Consider the following 13,317-nt stretch of genomic DNA (forward strand, 5'->3'; position numbering starts at 1 on the left):
CTCCGCAACGTATACCGCGGATATTGTCTTTTCTGTGACGTGCACCGCAGCGGTGCACGTGTCCTTCCACCTCATCCGGGTCGCGCCCAATAGCTTACACCGATTCGGCTACCTGATTTTAGCCTTGGTATTCACCGAGAATGTCGCGCTCGCACCGAGCAAAGATTGATCGCTCCGCCTCCCTGTTGTACACTACACATCAAGCTTTCTGAATCCATGATCTCTGTAGCTGGTGATGTCAACCCCCGATTCTCTTGCAAGGTTTACGGACACCCTCTGCACGCTCTTTCAGTTCGACGTAGCAGATCTTGACTTTGGTGTCTACCGAATCTTAAACGAGAAGCGCGACGACATCGAGCGGTTCATCGAGCGTGATCTCGTGGTAGGCGTCCGAGAGGAGCTGCGCGCCTACGAGGAAGGGCAAATCGAAGCGGCCCGCGAAGCTGTCAAGGAGGCGCGGCAGACGGTCTTGCAGACGCTTTCTGAGGACGCGATCTTGCCGGATGGCTCGATAAAGGAAGCGTATCGTGAGCTGAAGGCGGCGCAGGATTATATCAAGGCCCGCAAACGGCTGGAAACAGCGGAGCTTTCGGAGGACACCGAGCGGCGCATTTACGACGACCTGGCGCGCTTCTTCAACCGCTACTACGATGGCGGCGACTTCATCACGAAGCGGCGGTTTGCAGCGGGCGATTCCAAGTACATGGTGCCCTACGACGGCGAGGAGGTGCTGCTGCACTGGGCTAATCGGGACCAGTACTACGTCAAGACGACGGAGCACTTCCGGGACTATCGCTTCACGATTCGCGGCGTGGATGTGCACTTCCGCCTCGTCGATGCGCAAACGCCGCAGGACAACGTGAAGGCGAGCGACACCCGCTATTTCGTGCTGCAGGGCGAGGATCCGGTGACGGTAGACCCAGAGGCCGGGCGCTGTACCATCGAGTTTGCCTATCGGCCCCTCACCGAGGACGAGGACGAACGGCTCCTGGCGCGCTACAACGAGCAGCAGAGCACATCCAACCGGCGGAAGACGAACGACCGGTCGACCATCGTCGCAGCGACCACGCAGGAAGTCCTGGATGCGATGGGCGACCGCACGATCCGCGCTCAGCTTGCCCAACCGGAGGAGGGCACGGAGAAGAGCCCACTCGAAATCCATCTTAACCGCTACACGGCGAAGAATACGGCGGACTACTTCATCCACAAGGACCTGAAGGGCTTTCTGCGGGGACAGCTGGCGTTCTTCATCCAAAACGAGGTCCTGAACCTGAATGAGGTGCTGGAGGCGGAAGAGCACCGGCGCCTGCATCAGGTGGACCGCGCGAAGGCGGTGAAGAAGATCGGGGAGCGCATTATCGACTTCCTCGCGCAGATCGAGAATTTTCAGAAGCGCCTCTTCGAGAAGAAGAAGTTTATCATTGACACGGGCTACTGCGTGACGCTCGACCGCGTGCCCGACGCACTCTACGATGCGATTCTCGCTAACGAAGCGCAGCTCGACGAATGGCGCGACCTGTATGCCACAGACCAGTGGGACAACGGGCTCTTCAGCCAGGGCTATGAGGACGGCACGTTCACGCGGGACTTTCTGGAGGCACACCCGCACGTGATGATCGACACCCGGCACTTCGGGCAAGATTTCACCGATGCCCTGCTCGCACACCTTTCGACGCTCGATGCGGACGAGGGCCTATCGGGCGTGATCGACGGCCGCTGCATTCAGGGGGAAAACTTCCAGGCGCTCAACCTGCTCCAGGAACGGTTTCGAGAGAAGGTGGACTGTGTGTATATCGATCCGCCGTACAACACGGGCAACGACGGGTTTCTCTACAAGGACAGTTACCGGCATTCCTCATGGATGAGCATGATGGCGGATCGGGTCATGCTCACGCGCAGCTTGATGCCTGGAGAAAGCGCGCTTTTTGCCAATGTCGACGACAACGAACAGGATAACCTGCGGAAACTGTTAGGACAGCTGTTCGGAGAAGGAAACTTCGTCGCCAATCTCATCTGGCAGAAGAAATATTCTCCCGCAAACGACGCGACGTGGTTTAGCGATGACCACGATCATGTCCTCGTGTACGCTGAGGACAAAACAAAATGGCGGCCGAAGAAGCTTCCACGTACGGAAAAGCAAAACAGCGGTTATACTAATTCAGACAATGACCCACGTGGTCCTTGGCTTTCTGGAGACTACACGTCAAACAAATCAGCAGAACAGCGACCAAATCTATACTACCCAATCACGAATCCGAATACCGGAGAAGAAATTTGGCCACCGGAAGACGCTGTTTGGCGCTACTCTGAGGAGTATCATGAGCGTAATGTCGAGGCTAACAGAGTCTGGTGGGGACAAGAGGGAACCAATACAATGCCGCGTTACAAGCGCTTTCTAAGTGAGGTGGAAGGTATTGTGCCGCGCACAGTCTGGACATATGACAAGGCTGGGCACAACCAGGATGCCGTACGTGAACTCCACGCGCTATTCGAGCGGAATCCTTTTCCCAGCCCAAAGCCGACCAAACTCTTGCGGCGCATCTTCCAGGTGGACGGCGGTAACGTTGTGCTCGACTATTTCGCCGGAAGCGGCACCACAGGCCACGCGGTCATGAATTTGAACCGTGAGGACGGCGGCAGCCGGACGTATGTCCTCGTCGAAATGGGCGAGCACTTCGATAACGTGATGCTCCCGCGCCTCAAGAAGGTTGCCTTCAGCAGCGAATGGAAAGACGGTGTGCCGCAGGCGAGCGACGGCATGAGCCACGTCATCCAGTATCACCGGCTGGAATCGTACGAGGATGCGCTCAACAACATCGAGGTCAAGCGCCCGGAGGCCGAGCCGTCACTTCTCGACCGGTTCGACGACTACGCACTCCGCTACATGCTCCCGCACGAGACGCGGGAGAGTGAGACGCTGCTGGCGCCGGATGCCTTCGCACGGCCGTTTGAGTACACGCTGCGCATTCAGCACGGCATGCACAGCCCCAAGGCGCACGCAGTCGATCTGGAGGCGACGTTCAACTACCTGATCGGCCTGCAGGTACACACGCGCCGCGTTTACGAACACCAGGATCGCCGGTACGTCGTGGTGACCGGCACCGTTGAGCACGAGCAGTCCATCGACGCCGTACTGGTCGTCTGGCGCAATCAAGAGGACCTGGACTTGGACGCGGAGAAAGCGTGGGCGGCGGAGACGTTGCCCGAGGGGCCGTTCGACACCGTGTACGTCAACGGCCCGAGTTTCATTCACGGGCAGGCCGAGCCGCTGGAGATCACCTTACGCGAGCGGATGGATCCCGCCGCCGGATAGCCATTAACCACAAAAAGCCGACGCAATACCCGATGAGCGACACGCGATACCTTGGACAATACCGAACCGGCTCGATACGGCTGGACGGCTGGGATTATCGGCGGTCGGCGTGGTATTTCGTGACGATATGCACCCATCGGCGCGCCCATCATTTTGGCGTAATCCGCAGAGGCGTCATGGGATTGTCTCCTGCCGGATGCGTCGCCGCACAATTTTGGCAACGTATCGAAGATCTGAACGATCGGGCCGTATTGGACGCCTTTGTGGTGATGCCCAACCACGTACATGGAATATTGGGATTGTTGCCACGGCCTAACCATGCCACGGTAGAGACGTTGGATTCCAATGTCTCTACCGTGGATTCCAACGTCTCTACGGACGCGACGGGCGCAAAAACGCCGGATCAAAGATCCCGCCACATGTCCCGCATTTCCCCGAAGGCCGGTTCAATATCGACCATCATTCGATCCTACAAAGCCGCCGTCACGAAACGCGTGCGGCCTGCACTATGCCCCGATTTTGGATGGCAACCTCGTTTCTACGACCACATCATCCGCAATGAACGGGCCTTTCGTGCCATTCGTCGGTACATTGAAAACAACCCCACACAGTGGGGCGAGGACCGTTACCACTCCACGTCGTCATAGATCTGATCTCCCATGCCCTCCAAGTCGTTCAACAAATTTCAGAAGCGGCTCGTCCTTGCTGCTTACTTTCGGGAGTGCTTCGGCGTGCGGGATCCAGAGGATCCCAAGGCCATCCGTCAGTACCACGAGACGCTGCGCACCACGAAAGAGGGGTTTGCACCAAGCGGCGTGTCGTACCTGGTACAGGCGCTACAAACCCGGAAGCGCGTCAGCGTGAGCGACGCGGACCTCATCCGCTACGACGAGCACATCCGTGCGCACACCGACGCCATCAACGCCCGTCGCACCGAGCCAATCACCTGGAAGTATTTCCAGCACCTCGCGGGGCTCATGACCGAGCATTACCTTCACCGGCTCAAGACGGACGCCGAAGCATTCGCGGCGGACATCAACGCCTTCGCCGCGCGTCGTAATGAGCACCGCACGTACATCAAGTACCCGGAGGTCAGCGCCGGTGACCTCAACAAGCTTGCGTACTGGATGGCAACCGGGAGCGGGAAGACGCTCCTGATGCACCTCAACTACTACCAGTACCGCCACTACTTCGGGGCGGCCCTGGATCACATTCTGCTCGTGACGCCCAACGAGGGGCTTACCCGCCAGCACATGCGTGAGCTGCGTCAGAGCGGCATCGACAGCGTGTATTATCTGGATCTGCTGGAAGGCAGTCTTGATGTGGCGCCCGAGGGCGTGAAGGTCATCGAGATCTCGAAGCTCGTCGAAGACAAAACCGACGAAGGGATCCGCGTGGAGGTGGACGCCTTCGAAGGTCGGAATCTCGTCTTCGTGGATGAGGGGCACAAAGGTGCGCGCTCGGCAGCCGGCACGTGGCGGAGCTTGCGGGCGGGGCTGGCTGCGGACGGGTTCACGTTTGAATACAGCGCCACCTTCGGGCAGGCTGTGGGCGGTTCCACACCGGCCGCCGTTGAAGAGGAGTACGGCAAGGCAATCCTGTTCGATTACTCGTATCAGCGGTTCTACGAGGATGGCTACGGCAAGGACTATCGCATCTTGAACCTGGAGACGAGCGCCGACGAGGTGCTGGCCGGTAGCGACGATCTGACCGATCGCTATCTTTTGGCCAACCTGCTGACGTTCTACGAGCAGCAACTCGTCTTCGGGCAGGACGAGCGCCGCATGCGGGAGGCGTACCACCTGCGGAAACCGCTCCTCATGTTCATTGGCCACAGCGTCACGGGCGGACGGAGCGTGTCGGACCTCGGCACGAACGACAAACGAAGCGTCACCGACATTCAACGCCTCGTCGCCTTTCTGCATCGGGTGCTCACCGATAGCGAGTGGGCCGAAGGGGCGATCCGGGAGCTGCTCACCGGCGACAGCCCGTTGCAGATCGATGGGAACGACCTGTTCGCGGATGCCTTTGGCGCGCTGCGGGCGCAGCTCGAATCCGGATGGACGGTGCAGGCGCTTCTCGGAGATCTGCGCGAGCGCCTCTTCCATGCCTCCGGAGCAACGGGCCTCCGCCTCGTGAATCTCACCAGCGCTCAGGGCGAGATTGGCCTCCGTGCAGGCGACGCCGACGCCTTCTTTGGCGTCATTGATGTCGGAAACGATCGCGGCTTTCTGCAACTGACCGAACAGGACCTGCCCGACATTACCATCGCCGAGTCGGCGTTCGAGGGCTCCCTGTTCAAGCGCATCAACCGGCGGGGCTCAAACGTCAACGTGCTTCTCGGCGCGAAGAAATTCATTGAGGGCTGGAGCAGCTGGCGGGTCTCTACGATGGGCCTCATGAACATCGGCCGCGGGGAAGGCCCACAGATCATCCAACTCTTTGGGCGCGGCGTGCGCCTCTTGGGGAAGAATCGCAGCCTGAAGCGATCGACGGCTCTGCCAGAAGCAGGCCCCCACCCCCGGCGTCTGCCGCTGCTCGAAACCCTGAACATCTTCGGCGTGCGGGCCAAGTACATGGCCCAATTTCGCAACTACCTCGAAGATGAGGGCATCGACACCGAGGAGCGAGAGATCATCCGGTTCAAGACCCGCACGGACAATCGCTTTGTGGGAAAAGGGCTGCAGGTGATCCGCCCACGTACGACCGTCACATACGAATCGCAAGATGAGGTCAGGCTTTCGATCGATGACGATATTGTCCCAGAGCTCGACCTGACTCCACAAATGGAAGCGCTCGTCTCAGCCGATGCGGTTCACGAGACACCAGCCACGTACGACATGGGCGAGAACCGGTATGTCGACCCAGGTCTGCTTCCACTGCTTGACTGGAAGCGTATCTATCGGACCTGCTGGCGCTATCGGGAAAAAGAGGGCTACACGAATCTCACGTTCGACGTGACCCCGTTGCGGGAGCTCATCGAGGCGCAGCATTACGTGCTCCGTTGCCCGGCCGAAATGATCGAGTGCAACCGATTCGAAGACCGCCGCGACATCGAATCGATCGTGCTGCGCATCCTTCGTACGTATATCACCGCGTTCCATTCCAGCCGCAAGCAACAGTGGGAGCGTTCGACCATGCAGTATGAGACCCTGACAAAGCAAGATGGGAATCTCGTTGCTGTCATCGAGGCGCGAGTGCGACGCTCAGCAACAACGTTCATTGAAAAGCTACTCGATCGACTAGAACACATCGATACAGACGGCGAGGTGCTCTTCGTTGGAGACGATGCATTATACGAAACCGAGTCGGGAACGCCGCCGCGTGTTTACTTCGAACGGCACCTGTATCTTCCTCTTGTTACGCAGGAGGATGATGTTGTAAAATACAGCCCTCCGGGCCTTAACACCGGAGAGCGCACCTTCATTGAGCATCTCCGTTCGTTTCTGCGCACACCGAATGGGGGTGATTTCATGAAGGGCAAAGAGTTGTACGTCTTACGCAACCAGTCACGCGGGCAGGGTGTGGGGTTTCAGATGCAGGAAGGCGGCCGCTTTTTCCCGGATTTTATTCTCTGGCTCGTCGATGATAGCAAGCAGCATATGATCTTCGTCGATCCGAAAGGGCTTAACGTTGGGATGGGTGGAATCGATGCAGACGCCAAGGTCACGTTTTGCAAGAGCATCGGAGCTTACCAGCAGGAGTTGAATGAGCGGTCCGGTCGTGACGACATCAGGCTGCATGCATTCATTTTTTCAACAACTGATTTCCAGACGATCCAGCAAAAGCAGACCATAGATACGCGAGAGGAATTTGCGGATCGCCACATCTACTTTTTAGAGGACGGCCCGACAGCAGTCCATCGGATGCTGGCCAGAACGCACCGCGCTGATGATGCGGCGGCATAGTGCTTCGATTCACAGTGCAGCGGCAGCTCAACGCCTTCATACGCGTTCCGGTGCATTCAGCCGTACATCCAGAACAACCCGGCGCACTGGAGCGATGACTGTTGTTGTTCTGTTGCGGTGCGTCCGTCTTCATAACTCCGTCACCCTGCTTGTATCGTTACCGTACCGAAGACACTGCGTGCAGTGCGGAATCTCCTCCTGGCACCGTGCGCAAAACGGAACCAAAACGAACCATCCTCCATGTCTTCATGCCTGCCCTCACGCTGAAAGGCATCCCCGAAGAGGTCATGGACCGCATTCGGGAGCTGGCCGATACCGAGCGGCGCAGTCTGAACCAACAGGCGATCTTGCTGCTGGGGCGGGCCGTGGCCGAGCAGCCGGATTCGTTTGGTACCGCGTATCGCCGATTCCGGAAGCAGCGGGGTCCATCGCCACTGGATGCAGATACGTTGGATAGCCTCCGAGATGAGGAGACATAATCTCGGTTTGGTGAAGACTCAACTGCTGCCTGTTGAGCTGCTCAACAGCCTACTCATTGCGAAGAGATGCGACGCATGGCCTTGTACCGCGGGACCTATCGGATCGATTCGGCACGCCATCCAACCTGGGATTATCGGTCGCCGGGGTGGTATTTCGTCACAATCTGTGCACACCAGCGTGCCTGTTTCTTCGGATCGATCTGTAACGGCATCATGGGGGGTCAGAGGCGGGATGCGTCGTGGCCGAAGAATGGCAACGAACCCCGCAGGTGCGTCCGTACGTGGTGTTAGATACATGGGTCATTATGCCTAACCATGTGCATGGGGTGGTCGGCATACGGTCGAATTCACCTGGGGCATCGCTCGATGTTTTATCCGACGTAGAGACGCCTCGCCGAGGCGTCTCTACGGGCAAAACTCCGACCTTGCATGCACATTCGTTGGGCGCGATCATCGGGCAGATAAAATCCGCCTGCACCAAACGTATTCGGCGGGAGGTACGCACCGATTTCGCATGGCAATCCCGGTATCATGACCGCATTGTGCGCAACGAACGTGAATTCCGCGCCATCCGCCAGTACGTGTTTGACAACCCGATACAATGGATAGAGGACCGGCTACATCCAGACAGCGCGCTACCCAAAAGATCCCCGAAATCGTAACTGCCGACCGCATCACCATAATCCCGAAATCCGCCCTGCGCATGGACTAACGCTTCATCGAGCATGATCTTCCGCTGGCCGAAACCTCTGAAGAGTCGGCGCGGGAGAAAAACATCCGGCACGGCCATCCCTCCTCCACTGGCGCCCCCTCTGCGGAACGTTCGGCAGCACGGCCTTCGCAAAAGACGGAGTGATCGGCGTCTACGCAATGGTATGCCGGCCCTGCCGGTGGAGCTATTACACACCAACGGCCCGCCGCGCACTAGGCACCGCAGGCCGTTGTATGGTGTGTCAGCGCTGATGCCTTGTTGCTACTTGGCTGCCGTTGGGGCCGACGCCGACGGCGGCGTGCCGACCAGCTCGTAGCCCGCGCTTGTCACGGCGTAGAGCTCCTCCAGAAGCGCCTGGGCGTCTTCCTGAAGCTCTTGCACCTGCGCCTTCACCTGCGTGGTGCCCGGCCGCAGCGACGCGTTCAGCAGGGTGACGAACACGTCGTTGCCGGCGTTCACGAGAAGCCGCACGTCGCGCAGGTCGGCGGCCGACTGCTGAAGCTGCTGCGTCCACGCGCGTTGGAGCGCCAGGTTGTTCTCCAGCTCGCTGGCCCGCAGCTCCGGATTGGCGATGCGCGCCGTCTGCCGGTTCAACTGGTTGAAGTAGCGCGTGCCAGACGTCTCAACGTCCGTAAACTGGTCGCCCAGCTGCTCCGTGGCGCGGGCGGCGGCGGTCCACTGCTGCCGCCATGTCTCGGTGACTGCGCGCAGGTCGGCTGGCTGCGAGACGCTGTCGAGCCGCGCTAGCGCGGTCGACGTGGCGTTGGTGAGGGCTTCGAGGGCGGCTTGCCGCTGCGCCTCGTACGTCGATAGCTGCTGCTGAAACGCATTGGCGTACTGCACGGCCTGCGCAAGCGCCGCGGGCCGCGCGGGCGCGGCCGTCGCTGCGGTGTCTTGGGCGGCCGCCGGTGCCGAGGCATCGGCACGCGTGGCCGTTTGGGTGGCCCCCGTCGAGGAACACCCAACGGCTAGTCCAGCAGCCAGAAATAGAAAAAGCGAACGTTGGAGTAGTTGCTGCATAGGGGGAAGCGGTTGATGAGTGAAATACATCGCGCACTGTGCAGAACATGTGAGCGATACGACACCGTGTGTACGGGTCGCGCAGCAGCAGAGTTGAGCAAGGGCTGTGCCGCAGTGGCAACTCCTTCGTTTTTTGATCTGCGCTGTTGCATATTGCAGCACCTCCTGTTTGTAGAATGAACCTGCGCCTTATCATGCCCCACCGACTTTCAACCCTCGACGAAGACCGCATCCGGGCGGCTGTTGCTGCAGCCGAAGAGCGCACGGCGGGCGAAATTGTACCCTACGTCGTTACGCAAAGTGACGATTACGAGATTGCAGTGTGGCGCGGCGCGGTCTTGGGGGCGCTGCTTGGATCGATCGGCACGGTTGGCTTTGCGACGTGGTACACCGGCTGGGCGTTTGCTTGGCTGTATGAACCCGCCGGGGCGCTGCTGCTGCCGGCGCTCACAGGACTCCTCGGCGCGCTGCTGGGCAACTACGTGCCGGCCGTCATGCGCCGCCTGGTGGGGCGTACGCTGCTCGACGTGCGCGTGCACCGGCGGGCGCTGCAGGCATTTCTGACGGAGGAGGTGTTCAACACGCGCGACCGCACCGGCATCTTGCTGTTCGTGTCCTTGCGCGAGCATCGCATCGAGGTGCTGGGCGACACGGGCATCAACGCACAGGTGCCCCCCGAGGCGTGGGCCGACGTCGTGGCGACGCTGCGCCATCACATCAAAACAGCGGGCGACCTTACGGCCGGACTCGTGGACGCGATTGAACAGTGCGGCCGCCTGCTGGAACGCAAGGGCGTTGCCATCCGCCCCGACGACACGGACGAGCTCTCGAACCGGGTGCGCACGCCGGATGCCAACGACGACTGATGCGGCTTTTACCGTACCGGGCGCTTCTGAAAGAGATACAGGCCGCCCCGCGTGCCACCCATCAGGAGGTCGCGCGCGCCATCGGCGTTCAGGTCGTACAGGAGCGGCGCGGCAAGAGCCGGCGCGGCGACGTCTACGGGCTCCGCTTCGGCGGCAAAGGACGGCTGCTTCGGGCGCCCGTCGTTCATGAACCATTGCACGTCGCCCGCGGCATTACCCACGAGCAGATCGAGCGTCCCGTTGCCGTCGCGGTCGGCCAGGTGGGGGGCGCTGCGCTTGCCAACGGACAGGCCCTGTAGCGCCGCGGCGGCTTTGGTGAACGCGGGCTGCGTGGGCGTGCCGGTGTTGCGATATAGCGTGAGCGCGCCGGTGCTTTCCCCAACCACGAGGTCGAGGTCCCCATCGGCGTCTACGTCGCCCAGCGTGGGCACGGCGTTGCTCCCCTCGGTGGTAAACAGCGGCGTGCCGGACGCTGCAAATCCCTCGGCGGTGCCTGCAAACCAGCGCACGCCGCCTTGCCAGTCGCCCACCACCAGGTCGGCGCGGCCGTCGGCGTTCAGGTCGCCCAGCGCAGGCGCCAGATGGTACACGCCCGGCAGGCCGCCCAGCGGCCCGCGCATGCGAAAGCGTGGCGCGCGCTCCGTTCCCACGTTTTCAATGACGTGCACGGCCGACGCGCGCGCATTCCCTGGCGCAATCTTGTTGGCCAGCAGCAGATCGGTATCGCCGTCGCCGTCTATGTCGCCCGCCGCGGGAATGCTCTCGCTGCCCACATCAATCATCGAGAGGAATTGCTTTGTGCGAAGGCGGTAGCGCTCCTGCTGCCGCTCGTAGAAGTAGAAGTTGCGCACCAGCGACGTGTTGGCGTTGTACGCGCCGCCCAGCACGCCCACAAACAGATCCGTGTCGCCGTCTTTTCCCCAATCGGTGACGGTGGGGGCGTTGTAGCCGCTTGTTTGCAGGGGCTGCGACGGCGGAAACGGCCGCGGCTCGGTGCGCAGGTTGGGCGATTGGGGCGTGCCCCGATTTTCGATGAGCAGCAGCCCCGCCTCGAAGAAATCGCCCCACAGCAGATCGTAGTCCCGGTCGCCGTCTACATCCACAAAGGTGATGGTGTTGGCGCCGTGCAAGCTGCCCACGCGGCGCGGTCCTACAATTTCGATGTCCTCGAAGCGCTCGGTGACGAGCCGAAAGCGCGGCACCCCATCGGTGTTGGCCGTGCGGCGGGTGGCCTCGTAGCGCATCACCGTGCCGTCCAAGCGCCCAATGAACAAGTCCATGCGCTCGTCGGCGTCGATGTCGACGATGTTTGGGATGTTTTGGCGGTCGGAGAAGATGGGCGTGCCGTCGGCTGTGCGCAGCGTGTCGGCGGCGGGCGAAAACACGGCGCGCCCGTCCATACCGGTGTTTTCGTAGTAGCGGATGTAGCTGTAGACCTGTTCGGCCAGCAGGTCGGGATCGCCGTCGGCGTCCATGTCGGCAAACCGAAACCACTCGCCGATCTGCAAGCCGCGGAAGCGGTCGGTGCGCCAGCGGAGCGTATCGCCGGTGGTGTGCTCAAAGAACATGAGCTCGTTGGTATCCTCCTGCACGAACAGGTCGGCGTCGCCATCGCCGTTAACGTCGGTAAACTGCGGGCGCGGCACGTTGAGTCCGCCCAAAAACGGCTGATCCATGGGCTGCCCGGTCGAATCGAGGACGGGCACCGGGCCGTCCACCACCCGCTGAAACCGTGCGGCCGCAGGCGTTTCGCCGGATTGAGACGCCGTGCCCGGGCCGCTGCAGCCCGCAATCAGGCCAATGAGCATGAGCCATCCAGCGAGCTGCAGCGTCGGGCGTTGCATAGCGTACGTCATACATCCGAAGAACATGAAACAGGTTGTGCGCGTGCGGCCCGCAGCACCTACTGCGCCGCCACTTGTCCGCCCCAGGTGCCAATGCCCGAGGGGTACGTTCCCACCTCAATCACCTCAACGATTTCGCGCGACTGCGTATCGATGACGGTGATCGTGCCGGCGGTGGAATTGTTGCCGGTGGGCGTGTAGGTGCCCTTGCGGTTGTTGTTCGACACAAACAGGTAGCGGCCATCGGCCGAGAGCACCGTGCCGTGCGGCTGTGCAAGGCCGTTGCCCGTGATGGTGTCGACGACCTCGCGCGCTTGCAGGTCGATGATGCTGACGCTGTGGCTGGCTTTGTTGGGAATGTATGCGTAGCGGCCATCGGGGCTAATGACGGGGTGCCACGGCTGCGCGCCCACCTGCAGCGTATCGGTGACGGTGATGGCCGGCGCGTTGCTCATGTCAAAGAGCAGCACCTCGCCAGTCACCTGGCCGGTGCCCACCATGGTCGTTCCGTCGGGAGTCACGGCAAAATCCACGAACGTCTGCGTCTTGCCGCCCAGCGTTTTCAGTTCAATCTTGGTGGACGACGCATCCATGGCCAGCATCTGGTTCATGGCGAGGCTCGCGTTGTACACGTAGCGTCCGTCGGGCGAAACGGCGATGGGATGCGGCCGCGGAAAGAACGTGTTGGCCATCTCAACGCGCATCGCCGCCCGGTCGATCACGGCGAGGCTTTGCGGTGGGTTGACCGCGCTCATCGAGCGGCCGGCGTAGAGGCGCGTGCTCGTCGTGTCGATCGCCAGAAGACCCGGCACCTCCATATCGAGGCGCTTCACGAGTTCGTTCTGGGCATTAAACTTGAGCACCGTGTTGGCACCGATCAGCGTGAGGTACCACGCCGAGCCGTCCGCCTCGGCCACCACGTGATGCGGCTTAGCGTTTTTGGAAAAGCCGAGCGCCTTGAGGTCGACGCGATCGACAATCTCCAACGATTGCATGTCGATAATCGACACGGTAGCTTCGCCCTGGTTGGCTACGTACAGCAGCGGCGCACCGCTTGCTTGGCCGCGGGCCGCGCCCGGCAGCAGCAGTCCAACAACACAGGCAAATACAGCAATCAAACGTCGCATAAGCACAGACCGATAGGGAATGGATCGTTGAGAAACCACGAGCGCAGA

At 60.9% G+C, this 13,317-nt stretch carries 8 protein-coding genes; 5 read left to right on the top strand and 3 right to left on the bottom strand.

Annotated elements, in window-relative coordinates; all coding sequences use genetic code 11:
- Nucleotides 1-235: 235 nt before the first annotated feature.
- The 4 genes from SALLO_RS0107210 to SALLO_RS15865 all read left to right on the top strand — a co-directional run bounded on the left by SALLO_RS0107210 (nt 236) and on the right by SALLO_RS15865 (nt 7,700).
- Nucleotides 236-3,313: a site-specific DNA-methyltransferase gene (locus SALLO_RS0107210; RefSeq protein WP_022835638.1), complete on the top strand. Its 3,078-nt coding sequence runs from the start codon at nt 236-238 to the stop codon at nt 3,311-3,313.
- Nucleotides 3,314-3,345: 32 nt separating this feature from the next.
- The gene (locus SALLO_RS18425; protein WP_157621329.1) at nt 3,346-3,960 is read left to right on the top strand and encodes a transposase; all 615 of its coding nucleotides are present in this window, start codon (nt 3,346-3,348) and stop codon (nt 3,958-3,960) included.
- Nucleotides 3,961-4,290: 330 nt separating this feature from the next.
- Nucleotides 4,291-7,221: a DEAD/DEAH box helicase family protein gene (locus SALLO_RS0107215; protein WP_169577898.1), complete on the top strand. Its 2,931-nt coding sequence runs from the start codon at nt 4,291-4,293 to the stop codon at nt 7,219-7,221.
- 248 nt (nt 7,222-7,469) lie between these two features.
- Nucleotides 7,470-7,700: a hypothetical protein gene (locus SALLO_RS15865; protein WP_022835640.1), complete on the top strand. Its 231-nt coding sequence runs from the start codon at nt 7,470-7,472 to the stop codon at nt 7,698-7,700.
- 973 nt (nt 7,701-8,673) lie between these two features.
- On the opposite strand, the gene SALLO_RS0107225 is transcribed toward SALLO_RS15865, so the two are convergent.
- On the bottom strand, nt 8,674-9,432 hold the full coding sequence (locus tag SALLO_RS0107225) for a hypothetical protein (RefSeq protein ID WP_022835641.1): 759 nt from the start codon (nt 9,430-9,432) through the stop codon (nt 8,674-8,676).
- A gap of 194 nt (nt 9,433-9,626) precedes the next feature.
- On the opposite strand from SALLO_RS0107225, the gene SALLO_RS0107230 reads away from it, so the two are divergent.
- Entirely contained in the window at nt 9,627-10,298 is a 672-nt protein-coding gene (locus SALLO_RS0107230; protein WP_028567014.1) for a TPM domain-containing protein, read from the top strand.
- An 8-nt stretch (nt 10,299-10,306) separates the two neighbouring features.
- On the opposite strand, the gene SALLO_RS0107235 is transcribed toward SALLO_RS0107230, so the two are convergent.
- Both SALLO_RS0107235 and SALLO_RS0107240 read right to left on the bottom strand, forming a co-directional pair.
- On the bottom strand, nt 10,307-12,154 hold the full coding sequence (locus SALLO_RS0107235; protein ID WP_022835643.1) for an FG-GAP repeat domain-containing protein: 1,848 nt from the start codon (nt 12,152-12,154) through the stop codon (nt 10,307-10,309).
- Nucleotides 12,155-12,201: 47 nt separating this feature from the next.
- Complete coding sequence (locus tag SALLO_RS0107240; RefSeq protein WP_228702791.1) at nt 12,202-13,269, bottom strand: YVTN family beta-propeller repeat protein; 1,068 nt, start codon at nt 13,267-13,269, stop codon at nt 12,202-12,204.
- Between the last annotated feature and the right edge of the window lie 48 nt (nt 13,270-13,317).

Origin of the sequence: Salisaeta longa DSM 21114, assembly GCF_000419585.1 — a bacterium.
Taxonomy (GTDB): Bacteria; Bacteroidota; Rhodothermia; order Rhodothermales; family Salinibacteraceae; genus Salisaeta; species Salisaeta longa.

Excerpts from the sequence above, each read along its gene's own strand:
- SALLO_RS0107210 (WP_022835638.1), top strand. The coding sequence starts at position 236 with ATGTCAACCCCCGATTCTCTTGCAAGGTTTACGGACACCCTCTGCACG.
- SALLO_RS0107215 (WP_169577898.1), top strand. The coding sequence starts at position 4,291 with ATGACCGAGCATTACCTTCACCGGCTCAAGACGGACGCCGAAGCATTC.
- SALLO_RS0107235 (WP_022835643.1), bottom strand. The coding sequence starts at position 12,154 with ATGACGTACGCTATGCAACGCCCGACGCTGCAGCTCGCTGGATGGCTC.
- SALLO_RS15865 (WP_022835640.1), top strand. The coding sequence starts at position 7,470 with ATGCCTGCCCTCACGCTGAAAGGCATCCCCGAAGAGGTCATGGACCGC.
- SALLO_RS0107225 (WP_022835641.1), bottom strand. The coding sequence starts at position 9,432 with ATGCAGCAACTACTCCAACGTTCGCTTTTTCTATTTCTGGCTGCTGGA.
- SALLO_RS0107230 (WP_028567014.1), top strand. The coding sequence starts at position 9,627 with ATGCCCCACCGACTTTCAACCCTCGACGAAGACCGCATCCGGGCGGCT.
- SALLO_RS18425 (WP_157621329.1), top strand. The coding sequence starts at position 3,346 with ATGAGCGACACGCGATACCTTGGACAATACCGAACCGGCTCGATACGG.
- SALLO_RS0107240 (WP_228702791.1), bottom strand. The coding sequence starts at position 13,269 with ATGCGACGTTTGATTGCTGTATTTGCCTGTGTTGTTGGACTGCTGCTG.